The sequence below is a fragment of the Cellvibrio japonicus Ueda107 genome (assembly GCF_000019225.1).
Lineage (GTDB): Bacteria > Pseudomonadota > Gammaproteobacteria > Pseudomonadales > Cellvibrionaceae > Cellvibrio > Cellvibrio japonicus.
Map to the genome: position 1 here is coordinate 1,813,729 of NC_010995.1, position 14,744 is coordinate 1,828,472.

General features: G+C 53.9%; 9 protein-coding genes. 6 read left to right on the forward strand and 3 right to left on the reverse strand.

Annotated features, from left to right (window positions below):
* Positions 1 to 42 precede the first annotated feature (42 nt).
* On the reverse strand, positions 43 to 2,979 hold the full coding sequence (locus tag CJA_RS07645; RefSeq protein WP_012487193.1) for a ribonucleoside-diphosphate reductase subunit alpha: 2,937 nt from the start codon (positions 2,977 to 2,979) through the stop codon (positions 43 to 45).
* 840 nt (positions 2,980 to 3,819) lie between these two features.
* Positions 3,820 to 5,856 carry a PhoX family protein gene (locus CJA_RS07650; protein WP_012487194.1) on the reverse strand — a complete coding sequence of 679 codons (2,037 nt, stop codon included), beginning with the start codon at positions 5,854 to 5,856 and terminating at the stop codon, positions 3,820 to 3,822.
* Between the two features lie 212 nt (positions 5,857 to 6,068).
* Here CJA_RS07650 and CJA_RS07655 point away from each other — a divergent pair, with 212 nt between their 5' ends.
* The 4 genes from CJA_RS07655 to CJA_RS07670 all read left to right on the forward strand — a co-directional run bounded on the left by CJA_RS07655 (position 6,069) and on the right by CJA_RS07670 (position 12,621).
* Positions 6,069 to 6,935: an HDOD domain-containing protein gene (locus CJA_RS07655; RefSeq protein ID WP_148208823.1), complete on the forward strand. Its 867-nt coding sequence runs from the start codon at positions 6,069 to 6,071 to the stop codon at positions 6,933 to 6,935.
* A 359-nt stretch (positions 6,936 to 7,294) separates the two neighbouring features.
* Positions 7,295 to 10,114 (forward strand): TonB-dependent receptor, encoded by a 2,820-nt coding sequence (locus CJA_RS07660; RefSeq protein WP_012487196.1) that lies wholly within the window; start codon positions 7,295 to 7,297, stop codon positions 10,112 to 10,114.
* Positions 10,115 to 10,184: 70 nt separating this feature from the next.
* A complete protein-coding gene (locus CJA_RS07665; protein ID WP_012487197.1) occupies positions 10,185 to 11,573 on the forward strand; it encodes a purple acid phosphatase family protein in 1,389 nt (462 codons plus the stop codon).
* Between the two features lie 136 nt (positions 11,574 to 11,709).
* A complete protein-coding gene (locus tag CJA_RS07670) occupies positions 11,710 to 12,621 on the forward strand; it encodes an extracellular solute-binding protein (protein WP_012487198.1) in 912 nt (303 codons plus the stop codon).
* Positions 12,622 to 12,756: 135 nt separating this feature from the next.
* On the opposite strand, the gene ppk2 is transcribed toward CJA_RS07670, so the two are convergent.
* A complete protein-coding gene (gene ppk2, locus CJA_RS07675; protein ID WP_041551287.1) occupies positions 12,757 to 13,686 on the reverse strand; it encodes a polyphosphate kinase 2 in 930 nt (309 codons plus the stop codon).
* Between the two features lie 301 nt (positions 13,687 to 13,987).
* Here ppk2 and CJA_RS07680 point away from each other — a divergent pair, with 301 nt between their 5' ends.
* The gene (locus CJA_RS07680; protein WP_041551290.1) at positions 13,988 to 14,218 is read left to right on the forward strand and encodes a ribbon-helix-helix protein, CopG family; all 231 of its coding nucleotides are present in this window, start codon (positions 13,988 to 13,990) and stop codon (positions 14,216 to 14,218) included.
* Complete coding sequence (locus CJA_RS07685) at positions 14,218 to 14,610, forward strand: type II toxin-antitoxin system VapC family toxin (protein ID WP_012487200.1); 393 nt, start codon at positions 14,218 to 14,220, stop codon at positions 14,608 to 14,610. The genes CJA_RS07680 and CJA_RS07685 overlap by 1 nt, the downstream gene beginning before the upstream one ends.
* Positions 14,611 to 14,744: the final 134 nt, after the last annotated feature.

A 14,744-nucleotide genomic window follows, 5' to 3' on the forward strand; every position in this document is an offset into this window, starting at 1 on the left:
AGCAGCGCATTAACTGCGCTGCTGTTACCTGTTGTACCTGAATTATTGGCACGCTTCGCAATCGGGATTATCGATGGAGCAGGCTTTGGGTACCGGTGCCGCTTCGGCGAAGCTGGCTTCTTCAATGTCTGCCACAACCGGTTTTGCGGCTGCCGGTGCTGCACTTAATCCACTGTTTCCTGTAGCCGATACCGCATTCAGGGCACCGGTGTTGATGGTGGATTTTTCAGTCGTGGTGGCAGCCAGGGCGCGCAGGTAGTAGGTCGTTTTCAAACCGCTGTACCAGGCCATGCGGTAGGTGATGTCCAGCTTCTTACCATTGGCACCGGCAATGTAGAGGTTGAGGCTCTGGGCCTGGTCGATCCACTTTTGACGGCGACTGGCTGATTCCACAATCCACTTGGGTTCCACTTCAAAGGCGGTGGCATAAATCGCTTTCATATCTTCCGGAATGCGATCAATTTTTTGCACTGAGCCTTCGTAGTATTTGAGGTCGTTGACCATCACGCTGTCCCACAGGCCGCGATCTTTCAGGTCGTGGACCAGGTAGGGGTTAACCACAGTGAACTCACCGGAGAGGTTGGATTTCACATAGAGGTTTTGGTAGGTCGGTTCAATCGACTGGGTGACACCGGTGATGTTGGAAATGGTTGCCGTAGGCGCAATCGCCATCACGTTGGAGTTGCGCATCCCCTTGGTTTTTACCTCGGTGCGCAGGCTGTCCCAGTCGAAGGTTTTACTGCGATCTACCTTGATGTAATTCTCGCCGCGGTTTTGCGCCAGTATGTCGATAGAGTCGATTGGCAGAACCCCTTTGCTCCAGAGTGAGCCTTCAAACGTGGAGTACTTGCCGCGCTCTTGTGCCAGTTGGCAGGACGCTTTGATGGCGTAGTAGCTGACTGCTTCCATGGAAGTATCGGCGAAGTCCACGGCGGCCTGTGAACTGTAGGCGATACGCTGTTCATAGAGTGCATCCTGGAAGCCCATGATGCCCAGGCCAATGGGGCGGTGGCGCAGGTTGGATTGCTTGGAGGTATCTACCGCGTAGTAGTTGATGTCGATTACGTTATCGAGCATGCGAATCGCGGTGGAAACGGTTTTTTCCAGCTTGGCGAGATCCAGCTTGCCATTCACGATGTGCTGCGCCAGGTTCACGGAACCCAGGTTACATACGGCAATCTCGTCACCGGCTTTGGTATTGAGCGTAATTTCGGTACACAGGTTGGATGAGTGAACCACGCCGGCATGTTGCTGCGGGCTGCGTAGGTTGCAGGGGTCTTTGAACGTGATCCAGGGGTGACCGGTTTCAAACAGCATGCCCAGCATCTTGCGCCACAGGTCCAGGGCGCGCACGGTTTTAAACAGGCGAACCTTGCCCTGCGCGGCCAGTTGCTCGTAGTGCTCGTAGCGCTCTTCAAAGGCCTTGCCGTAGAGGTCGTGCAGGTCGGGCACATCGTTGGGGGAGAAGAGTGTCCACTCTTGGTCTTCGAACACACGCTTCATAAACAGGTCGGGGACCCAGTTGGCGGTGTTCATGTCATGGGTGCGGCGGCGGTCATCACCGGTGTTTTTACGCAGCTCGAGGAATTCCTCGACATCCATATGCCAGGTTTCCAGGTAGGCACACACGGCACCTTTGCGTTTGCCGCCCTGGTTAACAGCGACAGCAGTGTCGTTGGCGACTTTCAGGAAGGGCACCACGCCCTGGGATTTACCGTTGGTGCCTTTGATATAAGCGCCCAAACCGCGCACAGGGGTCCAGTCGTTGCCCAGGCCGCCGGCAAACTTGCTGAGCATGGCATTGTCCTGGATGGCGCCATAGATGCCGTGCAGGTCGTCGGGCACGGTAGTCAGGTAGCAAGAGGACAACTGCGGACGCAGGGTGCCGGAGTTAAACAGGGTCGGGGTAGAGCTCATGTAATCGAAAGAAGAGAGCAGGCGATAGAATTCGATCGCGCGCTCTTCGCGCTTGTCTTCCTGCAGGGCCAGGCCCATAGCGACGCGCATAAAGAAGATTTGCGGCAGTTCGATACGGGTGCTGTCGCTGTGGATGAAGTAGCGGTCGTACAGGGTTTGCAAACCGAGGTAAGTGAATTGCAGGTCGCGATCGGCGATCAGTGCCTTGCCCAGTTTGTCCAGGTCAAAGTTGAGCAGCTCGGGGGAGATCAGCTCCAGCTCCACGCCTTTTTGGATGTACACCGGCAGGGCGCGGGCGTAGTAAAGCTCCATATCGGATTGGGTTGCAGAAGGGGCAACGCCCAGGAAACCCAGGGCTTCGGCGCGCAGTTTGTCGAGCAGCAGGCGAGCGGTGGCATAGGTGTAGTTGGGTTCTTTTTCCACCAGGGTACGCGCGGTAATGACCAGCGAGGTATTGACGTCTTTTTCGGCCACGCCGTCATAGAGGTTGCGCATGGCTTCGTCGAGAATGGCTTTTTCCTCTACACCGGCCAGGCCCGCACAGGCCTCGCTCACAATGGTGCGCATACGGGCGATATCCAGCGGGGCGCGGGTGCCGTCGGCCTGGGTAACGCTCATGGCGGGGTAGTCGGGATCGGCTTCGGTTTTGTTCACTTCTTTCTGGGCGCGACGCAGGCGGGCGTGCTCTTCGCGGTAGAGCACGTAATCGCGGGCTACTTTTTGCTCGCCGGCGCGCATCAGGATAAGTTCGACCTGATCCTGGATTTCTTCGATATGGATGGTGCCGCCGGAGGGCATACGGCGCTTGAAGGTGGCCGTGATCTGCTTGGTCAGGTTGTCGACAGTCTCGCGCACACGGGTAGACGCAGCGGCAGTGCCGCCTTCAACGGCCAGGAAGGCTTTGGTCATGGCGATAGCAATTTTGCTCGCATCGAAAGGTACCACTGTGCCATTGCGCTTGATCACCCGCAGCTGTCCCGGGGCTGTGGCGCTGAGGCCATTGTTGTTGCTGAGGTCGGCGTGGCTGCTGGTGCTGGTGGTCTGTTCAATGTCAGTGTGCATAGACGTCTCCCGCGTGAGGTCTTTTCCGTGGTGATGTTGATTGGTTTGGTCGTGCGTTTCGCATACCCGGTTGCTGGCCGGAGCCCCCTGGCCTTCTCCCGCAGGGCATGACTTATGCCGGTGGCGGAATAGGGCACTCTTACTTGATTATCAGGTTCTGGTATTGGTTATCAGGCTCTGGAAACAACAAAACCACTCTACCAGGGCAGTTGCCGATGGCACATCGGGCCATCAGGCAACCACTAGATATAGTGGTGGCTATCCCATACTGCTGATCTGCCAATAACACTCGCAATAACACTTGAATCAAGCGATGCCTTGGTTGCCTGGCCTCGAACTAACAGGGCCGGCGATCAATTGGGGCAAAATCTGGCGCCAGGGGCGGCCGCAAATCGGGCCGTGGATAAGGTTGTGTGCCTCGGGCAAAGGCCGGACTAAAAAACCTATATCTAGGGGTTTGGCGCGAATGGGCTACAAGATAATGCGGTAGGCTTATTTATGCAAGCTTGAAAACCTGTGGAAAAACTGTTGGTAGCCTCGGTAAAAACTGGGGGGAAGTCCGCAAACACAGGTATTGCGCGGCTAATTACCTATGTTGCAGTTGTCGCTTCGATTTAGATTTTTTTCTTATAGGCGTGATTCGGGTTTATGACTACATCTTGTGTTGTGAACTGGCGCAAATTTTGGCCGGATGCCGGGGGACTGGATTGTCGCGTTGTCGTGCACCACAGATTTTTGTACAGGATGGACAGGATATATAAGGAGGAACGAAAAAGGGGCCTTGCAGCCCCAGCAGATATGTCGCTTGGCGTCCTTGCCTGAGTTGTGAATAGGGTTCTATCAGGCGCCAATCACACCGCCGTCATTCTTGGTGATGATGACTGTGGCTGAACGCGGGCGGGCGCTACCACCTTCTGGCCAGTTGCTGGTGAAGTTTGTGGGGGTAGAGCGGTCGCCCGGGTGTTGGATGTTGATGAACAGGGTTTTCAGGTCGGGGGTGGCGGTAATACCTGTGATTTCACAGTCCGTCGGACCTACCAGGAAACGCTTTGTTTCCTTGGTTACCGGGTCGGCGGCCAGCATCTGGTTATTGCCGAAAGGGCCTGCGGATTGCTGGGAACCACTCATGTCGGTCTGTATCCAGAGTACACCGCGCTGGTCGATCCACAGTCCGTCGGGGCTGGCGAAGTGGTTTTCGGCGGTCAGGGCCACAGCGGCAGTGCCTTCGCCGGTGGTAGTGCCTACATCACCGCCAAGCAGGAAGATATCCCAGTTGAAGCTGGTGCCATTGGCATTTTCACGCCAACGGATAATGTGGCCGGTGGCGTTGTTAGCGCGGGGGTTAGCCGCATCGGTTTGGGTACGGCCGGTATTGTTGGTGAGCGTGAAATACACCTCGCCGGTGTCTGGGTGTACCGCGCCCCACTCAGGGCGGTCCATCGGGGTTGCGCCCATCACATCGGCGGCCAGGCGGGTGTTAACCAACACATCGGCCTGGTTGGCAAAGCTCACACCGGCTGTTGCCGCCTTGGCAATAAAGTTGGCATTGGTGATGTCCAGCGGCAGCCATTCGCCGGTGCCATCGCTATTGAACTTGGCGACATAGAGGGTTCCGCTATTCAGCAGCCAGCCGCCGGCAGTGGCTTTGTAGTAGGGCTCGGCTGAGACGAATTTGTAGATGTATTCATTGGTGGAGTCATCACCGGAGTAACAGACAACCGGTTGGCCTTCTACCGCGGGGGCAAAGATCACGCCCTCGTGGCCAAAGCGGCCCAGGGCTGTGCGTTTTTGCGGGCGACCTTCGGGATCGAAGGGATCGATTTCGACCATCCAGCCGAAGGTGTTGGGCTCGTTGCGGTAATCTTCCAGGGCACTGTCGCCTTTGGTTGAGGCATCGAAACGCACATATTCATCAGAGCCGGACTCTGCCAGCTCCCAATAGTAGCGGCCATTGCTGCTGGGCACGCCATAGGCACTGTGTTCACGCGGTTGGGCGGCATCCTTGTTGACGAAGTAACCGGCCCAGTTTTCCTCGGCCGTCAGGTAGGTATTCCAGGGCGTGCTCCCCATACCACAGTTGTTCAAGGTACCGCGGGTACTGGTACCGTTGGGGCTGTATTTGGTGGCCAACAAGCTGGAACCGGCTGCCGGGCCGCGAATGTCCATCGGGGTGGCACCGGTGATACGGCGGTTGAAGGGGCTGCTACTGACGACTTCCCACTGGCTGCCGTTTTGGCGGATATGAATTACGCTCACACCGTGTGCAGCAATTTCCTTGCGCACTTCATCTGTGGGGCGGGTTGCGCCCAGGGTAACGCCATTGGTGTGAATCAAATTGGGATCGAAGTATTCATGGTTCATGACCAGAAGACCTTCATTGGAGTTGTTGCCAGTGGTTTTGGCATCGATGGGGTAAAAGTGGATGCCATCGTGGTGGGTGCCTACTTGTTGTTCCTGGTCGGCACCGCTGTTACTTGCATCATCTTTGTAGGCGGGCAGGTTGCCAGTCAGTGGCGTCCCCCAGGGAACAAAGGCTGTTGCGCTATAGCCTGCCGGTACGGTGATGGTATCCGTGCGGGTAGTGGCGATAGCCGCAAAGCCCAGCAGCGGCGCTACCGACGAAGAACTGGAACTGCTGCTGGATGATGATGGTGTACTGGAGCTGGATGAAGAGCTGGAGGAGCTGCTTTTCTTGTCATCATCACCACCACAACTCACCAGGCTGGCCCCCATAAAGGCGGCAACGGCAGTGCTCAGGCTACCTTTCAGGAATTGGCGGCGTTGGGTCATGACTTCAGCAAAGCTGATGCCCTTGGGGCGGTTGTTAAGGGGTTCAATACCGGAGTTATCGATTTCGTAAACAGTCTGGTCGGTCATCGGTTGCTTCCTGATTTTTTGGTGTTAATAAAATGGGTGCAATCGATTAAAGCCAGGCAATGTGTCAGCTTTGCGACAAATCCATGACGTTTTTTTAAAACCTGGGGTGGGCCAGGCATGGGCGTTGCGGGTTTTATGGTGAGAAAAGCGCTGCCAGGATGTTTAAATCTGCTAGTCTTGGCGCATATGAATAATGACGAACGTTGAGTGTTATGGAATCCAGTGTGCAAGCGGCTAAGCCCGATTATTCCGTGTATCGCCGGGTGATCGGCGATTTATTGAGCGGCAATGAACAATTGCCCAGTTTGCCGATTATTACCTTTGAAATTCGCAAGGCCATGGAGCAATCCAATCTGTCCATGGTGGAGTTAAGTAAACTGCTCACCAGAGATCCTGCCCTGTCCGCTGTATTGTTGAAATATGCTTCCAGCCCTTTAATTGGCAGCCAGAACCCGCCCCAGACCCTGTTGGATGTGATACGCCTGTTGGGGATGAACCAGGTGGAGCGCATTACCATGGTTCACTCCATCAAAAGCCTGTTCTCCATGCACTCGGCCAAGCACAAACGCTTATTCCTGGAGGCCTGGCGTCGCCTCGCACTCAAGGCAAGCCTGAGTACCTATATCGCCAAGCATTTGAAGCAAGTGGTGCCGGATCATGTATTAATGGCGGCGTTGATGAGCGAAGTAGGGACTCTGGCAGTGTTGTCAGCCTTTAAAAAAAGTGATGAAACGCCCGATATTCCCACTTACATTGCACTGTGTCGCGAGTACGCCAAATCCCTGGGGGTGATCACCCTGAAAAAATGGCAGGTGGATGAGCAGTATCTCAAGGTGGTGCAGGAAGTCGGCAAATGGCAGGGTGAGAGTCCGGGGCCGATAAACCTCAGCGATATTATTAATTTGGGGTTGTACCACGCGCTGAAATTAACCCACACCAAAACCGATTTGCCGCCGCTAAAAGACATCACGGCCTATCAAAAGCTGGATGAGCCGCACAATAAAATTATTGCCGGTGGTCTGGATGTGGTGATGACCAATATCCAGGAAATTCGTGTAGTGGCTAAAAGTTTATTCTGACCCGTCATAGCGCTGTTTGCTGTTGCGCAGACAGCTCCCGGTTTTTTCCCCATTGTCATTGCTTGTCGTTTCTTGGCTGTTCTCTCCGCTTAAAACAATTTTTATCTTCGCCTGCGCCTGTCATCGAAATGTAGCTTTGCGCGTCTAGGATGGTATTTCCGATTAAATCCCAAAGAGGATAACAACCATGCTAGTAATACCACTCCCTGGAGTGGCGGGCGGTTTTTGCCTGTCTGCCAGTCCACCGCCTTCGCTGTTAATAACTTCGCCTGTTCCCTTCATTTCTGGTGCTGACACTTTGTCCGGTGCACATCAGGTCTGTCCTGCTCAGTCTATTGCCCTTGATTAAAGGAACTCTCATGAAAACTGCGAAATCATTATTATCGCTGGCGATTGCCTGCGTTGTGACTGCTCATACCGGCCTTGCTCTTGCCCAGGCCTCTGCCTCCAACAATGCGCCGGCAACTGCCCGCGCTACCAGCCAACTGGGCAGCGTGACCGGTCGGGTCATTAACCAGGCAACCGGTAGCTTATTGCAAGCGGCAACTGTCCGCGTACTGGAATTGAACCGCGAAGTGACCACTGGCCGCGATGGCAGCTTCGTGTTAACCAATATACCTGCGGGTAATTACACCCTGGAAGTCAACTACGGTGGTCTGGATTCGCAGCGCTTGCCGATGACGATCACAGCTGGCCGCAGCCTGCGCCAGGATATTCGTTTGACCAGTGCGCGCTATGGCGTGGAAGAAATGCTGGTAACCGGTCGTGCCGAAGGTTTTGCCTCGACCATCAATCTGCAGCGCAATGCTGATAGCCTGCGCACCGTAGTATCTGCCGATGCCCTGGGCCAAATCCGTGAAGGCAATATCGGTGATGCGCTGGTGCGCTTACCGGGCCTTTCCGTGGAAACCCGTGCAGGTGTGCAGCGCACCGCTACCATTCGCGGTCTGGCGCCACAGTACAATACGGTCACTGTTGATGGTCTGCGTATGACTAACGTAGACGGCAATCGCGATATTGCACTCGATAGTTTCCCGGCCAATTTATTAGCGCGGGTAGAAGTGATTAAAGCCCCAACACCGGATATGTCTGCCGATGCCATTGGCGGTACTGTTGATCTGGTCACCCGCTCTGCCTACGACCGCGACGGTCGCACTTTCGACGTGCAACTGGGTACGACCCTCAATGACATTCGCGATAGCTGGAACAAACAGGCGGGTATTACCCTGGGGGATACCTTTGGTGAAAACCGGCAATTCGGCTTGCTCGGTTCGGTATTTTATTTCCGCGATGAGCGCGGTTACGATGTGGTAGATACGGCTTACACCGTCAGCAGCGCCGATAGTTTTTTTATCAATCGCTCGCTCTATTACGATCGCGATGAAATGAAAGATAAGGTCGGTGCGGGCCTGATGTTTGACTATCGTCCCAGCGACGACACCAGTGCCTATATCAAAGCCATTTACCACTACGATTTCCGCGAACTGTGGCGGCGCGGAACTGATTACCGCCCCAACCCGGCAACCCAATTTGACGTTACACCGGATGCGGGCTCTTCCACCGGTGGACGCGTGGATTCCATTGTGTTTTATCGCGAGCCGAAAAACGTTTTCCAAATGTATACCGCCGGTATCGAGCATCGCACGGGCGACTGGGTATTGGATGGCCGCCTGGGTTACTCCAAAGCGAAAAAGGATTATCCAACCACCTTGCAGGTGGTTAATTCCTTTAATGGCGTAAACCTGACTTATGATCGCAGTGACCGCGATTTCCCGGTATTTACGGTGGATAACGCTGTTGACTTGAGTAACCCATCCAGTGTGGCCTTTCGCCAGTTCGATACCAATCAGGTTCCGCGTGTGGAAGATGAGTTGAGTGTCGATGTGAATGCGCTGCGCGAATTCAATACCGGTCGTTTCCCCTGGAGTATCAAAACCGGTTTCCGCGCAACGATTAAAGATGCATCGCAAGCGCAACCGGACACAGTGCGCTACAGCGGTTTAACCGGCGTGAGTGCGGCTAGCCTGCTGGAGTATTACAGTAATAGTGATTTTATGAGCGAGTCCAATGGCCGCGCGCAATTGTTACCTTTCTTTCCCGATTGGCGCAAATACCTGGAGTTGCAGCAAACCAATCCTTCTGCATTTACGCAAAACGCTGCCGCACAGTTATTCAGTGCAGAAACCCTGGCCAATGCCGATTTCACCATTGGTGAGGATATTTTGGCAACCTATATCATGGGGACTGTGGATATCGACAAGCTCACCCTGTTGGGTGGCGTGCGGGTAGAAACGACCAGCATTGATAGCCAGGCGAATGAAGTGGCGGTGGATAATGGTCAAATTACCGATATTACCCGTGTCAGCGATAGCAACGAGTACACCAATGTGTTGCCCAGCCTGCATTTGCGCTATGCCGCCATGGATGATCAATTAATTGTGCGCAGCTCAATCAGCAAAGCGATTTCACGCCCGCCACCGGGTGATTTGATTCCCTCCAAACAGGAAAACGCGCAATTAAACCAGCGCATTATCGGTAATCCGGCATTGGAGCCCGCAGAGTCGATCAATTACGACCTGACAGCAGAATATTTCCTGCCGCCGCTGGGGGTGATTTCTGCCGGTGCCTTCTACAAGGATATTGATAATTTTGTGTTCAGCTCCAGTCGCATTGCATCCGATGGCGTGGATGAGCGTACCCGTATTAATGGTGATGGTGGCAAGGTGCGCGGCTTGGAATTTGTATGGTCACAGGATTTGACCTTCCTGCCGGGATTGTTGAGCGGCTTGGGTGTGGAGGCTAACTATACCTGGCTGGATTCCGAGGGGGTTTATCCAGGGCGCGATGATGACTTACCCCTGGTGAATTCACCGGATTACATCATCAACGGAATCCTGTCATACGCACAGGGGCCGTTCAGTATGCGCATTTCCATGAATAAGATGCCGGATCGTTTGGAGTCGGTGGGTGGTCGCGAGGCTTTGGATAAATATAATGCAGCCAGTACGGTATGGGATCTTGCGTTTAAATACCGTGTACTGGATCAGCACAATATTTTCTTCAACGTGAAAAACCTGACCAACGAACCCACGGTTCAGTTCCAGGGCTCGCGCGATAATCCCACCAGTGTGGTGTATTACGGGACCCAATATACCCTGGGTGTGGATTTAAGCTTTTAATAATTTTTCTTTGTGACAGTAACTCCGCCGGATATTTCGGCGGAGTTTTTTGCTTTTTAGGTTTATATACATGAAGAATATCATTAATCGGCTTTGCGCTTTGGTACTATTCAGTTCTTTGTCCATTGTCAGTTTTTGCGTGGCTATGGGGGCTTTCCCCTCGGCTGCTTATGCGAATGGCCTGCCTGAACGAATCATACTGTTGCCAACCGCAACGCCAGCCCATAGCCAAACGGTTACCTGGCGAACCCGAAATGCGGTGCCGACCTTGGCAGAAATTACTGAATCCACCGCGTCACCCGCGCTGGTACAACGCGCAAAACAAATTTCAGGTATAAGCAAATCGCACGCAATCCTTACCGGGCAAACTATCGAAAAAACTGCCGGAAAAACATTCCATCACCGCGTCACTTTTACCCACTTAAAACCTGCAACCCGCTATGCCTATCGCGTCAAAGGTGAGCAGGGGTGGAGCGAGTGGCATTCCTTCCGCACCGCCGCCGAAACTTTTACGCCTTATCGCATGATTTACCTGGGCGATACCCAAAACCATATCCAGTCGCTGGGTTCTCGTACTATACGTGCGGCGTTTGCAGCAGCACCGGATGCGCGCCTGATGCTGCATGCCGGGGATTTAACCGATCGCGCCGGCCCGGAAGATCAACTCTGGGGTGAGTGGTTTGCGGCGGGTAATTGGTTGTTCAGCAATATTGTGCAATTGCCGGTGGTGGGCAATCACGAATATCGTGAAAGCCCCGGTACTTTGCCACAACTAAAAGTGGTGTGGCCTGCGCATTTTATGTTGCCTGGCAATGGCCCTGAATCCTTGCGCGATACAGTGTATTGGCTCGACTATCAAGGTGTGCGTTTTATTGCGTTGGATTCCATGATCGCACTGCACAGCGAGGCGGCGGCAAAACAACAAGCGCAATGGCTGGAACCCTTGCTGGCTAACAATCCCAACCGCTGGACAATTGTGAGTTATCACCATCCACTGTTGTCCGGCACCCGCGCGCAATTCACACCAGCCATCGCAACACATTGGCAACCCTTGTTCGAACGCTATGCGGTAGATTTAGTGTTGCAAGGCGATGACCATATTTATGGTCGCTGGCAACCGGGGCAGGGCGTGCCGGTGTATACCATCTCGGTAGCCGGTGCCAAACAAAACCGCGTGCACGACAAAGCGCGTGAACTGATGCAGCGGGTAGGGGAGGATACTCAATGGTATCAAGTGATTGAATTCAGCAACGAACGATTGCAATACCGCGCCTGGACGGTAGAAGGTGAACTTTACGATGCGGTCGATGTAATCAAACAACCGGGCAAACCGGCTCGCGTGGAAAGCGATCTTGCCGATGCAATACCGGAGCGCTATTGCGGCAAACCGGAACCCGCCTCATTATTCCCCCAGGCTATTTACAAACCCCGTTGCCGGGAGGTGACGGAACTGCAATAAGCTGTAATAGTTGCGCAATACAGGTTTGTCATTGGGGCGCATCGGATTCAAAATCCGGCGTCCTTAATGACAAGTGTGCTGCAAAGTGCTACAGATTTATTTGTCTTGTGAATGTGTTTTATAGGAATGTTTTATTGTGTTTTCTGATTCTCCATCCGCCCGCCCGTTAAACGTCTACGCTGCAGGTCCCGGTAGTTTGATGAAAAACCTGGTTGCCGACTTCCAGGCCGGCACCGGCATTCGCGTCAACCTGTTTCAGGCCACCACCGGTAAAGTGCTGGCACGACTGGAAGCCGAAGCCGACAGCCCGCAGGCCGATGTATTTATCTCAGCCTCCTGGGACTTGGCGCAGGAGCTGGATCAACGCGGTTGGCTACAGCCCTACCACAGCGACTATGCCGCCCAGGTGCCGGATCACCTGAAAACCCCCAGCTACATTGCCCAAGCGGTATCCGCATTGGGTATCGTCTGGAACCGCGACAGTGACACCCCCGAACCTGCCGACTGGCAAGACCTGGCCGATCTCGCCTTCGCCCGGCAAATCACCATGCCCGACCCGGCACTCTCCGGCGCCTCAGTCGATTTACTGCTGGGGTTGGAGCAGGCATTGGGTGAGGGCGCCTGGGATTTATTGGCGCGTATGAAACACAACGGACTGGAAATCTGCGGCGCCAATGACCAGGCGTTGGCACCTGTATTGCGCGGCGATAAATCCGCCGTATTCGGCAGTGTGGATTATGTTGCCTATGCGGCCATGGAAAAGGGCGCGCGCATCAAAGTCATTTTCCCGCGCAGCGGCACCGTCATGGTTCCGCGCCCCATGATGATCCTCAAAAACGCCCGCCAACCGGAACTCGCCCGCCAGTTTATCGACTACCTTCTCTCCGACGACGGTCAGGCCGGGGCTGCCGCTGCCTGGTTGATGCCAGCACGCACCGACATCATCACCCGCCGCCCAACGGTGAGCGATATTCCCGTGTTGCCGCAGGGGAATGTGTCGGCGACGAATCGGGCAAGAAGCTTGGCGCGGTTTGGTGAGATTTTTTAACAATGGGGAAAGTTTTTGGCAAGCGCCTGCTTATCTGAAGCAAGTGTAGTGTTAAGCAATGGGGACCCGTTTCTGGTCCCCGGTGACTATGGCTTGCACGGCAGGTGGATAGCTCGTGCAAGCCAGCAATGAGCGTTAATAAACCTCTGGTACAAATATTTCTTTCGGCACCGGCCGGCGTACGTAATCCTCATGATGCTCACGCGGCGGCAGCTCAATGGTCGGACGCTTGATTTCTGTGTAAGGCATTTGCGACAGTAAATGGTGAATACAATTCAGGCGCGCTTTTTTCTTGTCTATCGCTTCTACGACCCACCAGGGTGCTTCGTCGATATGCGTGCGCTCCAGCATCACCTCCTTGGCCTTGGTGTACTGCTCCCAGCGGCGGCGCGATTCCAGATCCATGGGGCTCAATTTCCACTGCTTGAGCGGATCGTGAATGCGGTCCATAAAGCGCAGATACTGTTCATCATCGGAGATGGAAAACCAGTATTTAATGACCTGAATGCCCGAACGCACCAGCATGCGCTCAAAATCCGGCACGGTGCGGAAAAATTCTTCGTACTCATAATCGTTGCAAAACCCCATCACCCGCTCAACGCCGGCGCGGTTGTACCAGCTGCGGTCAAACAGCACAATCTCCCCCGCCGCCGGCAGGTGCGATACATAACGCTGAAAATACCACTGGGTGCGCTCGCGTTCATTGGGCGCGGGCAGGGCAGCCACACGGCAAATACGCGGATTGAGCCGCTGGGTAATGCGCTTGATAACACCACCTTTACCGGCGGCGTCGCGCCCTTCAAACAAAATCACCACTTTGTGGCCAGTGTGGGCAACCCAATCCTGCAACTTCACCAACTCTATTTGCAGGCGAAACAACTCCCGAAAATACTGACGGCGCGCCTCTTTGCGCCGCAACACCTCATCGGGCGATTCCCTGGCATTGTCCATGCCAGGTATCTGGTCATAAATATGATCTTCAAATTCCAGCTCAAACTCTTCGTCATAGCTGTCAAGCAGGTCATCGCTGATACGTTGCATGACGTTGGCGTCGGCAAGGTTCATAGGGGGTCTCAATATAAGAGAGTTATGATTGCCCTTATGCTAGAAGGGGTCTGTGACAGTTTTATGATGGTAGGCATATGCACTGCCCAATGTGACAGACAGGCCAGCGCAGCTGCCTTCTGGCTGATGTCAGCCTGTGTTGACATCAGTACAGGCGACATCAAGTTATTACTGCAAGAGAGTAGTCGAAGGCCAACCGGGTGCGGAGTTTGGCCTTGTGTCGTGGATTCCGCCAATAATATTGATCCCATATCTCAGCCCACATATGCTTCCACATATATTTGAGTTGAAAGGGGCTGTCATGGGACAAGTAACGATCTACCTTGAAGACGAGCTTGAGGCGAAAATGGAGGCCGACGCCAAAGCCCGAAAAATCTCCAAAAGCAAATGGATCGCCACCGTCATTCGTGAAAAACTGACCAATGAATGGCCACACGAAGTGCGCGAAACTGCCGGTAGTTGGGGAGATTTTCCCTCGCTTGAGGAAATACGGGGTGAAACGCACAGCGATAGCCTGCGGGAAAGCCTGTAATGTGGGTACTGGACACAAATACCCTGATCTACTTTTTTAAGGGCATGGGACGCGTACCCGACACATTGCTAAGCCATTCACCCGGTGATATCGCGATTCCCGCTATCGTGCTCTACGAACTGGACGTTGGTATCGCCAAATCCACCGCGCCACGTAAGCGTCGCCAGCAACTAAAAGCACTCACCGATGCAACCCAAATATTACCCTTTGGTTTGGCAGAGGCAGAGGCTGCCGCCCATATCCGGGCGAGCCTGGAAAAACATGGTCAGCCGATGGGACCTTACGACGTGCTTATTGCCGCTACCGCGTTGGCACAAAAAGCCACGCTGGTGACTCGCAACACGCGTGAATTTGAGCGGATTAAACATCTGAGCCTTGAAGATTGGTTTTAGCCAGACATAGAAGGTTCTGAACTATAAATTCGTTTATGTCAGAAACCTGTTAATTTTTTGACATAATGCTTGGTGTTATTACCTGACTTGACATAAGATATAGCTTATGTCAAAACCAAAGAAGTTTCTGATAT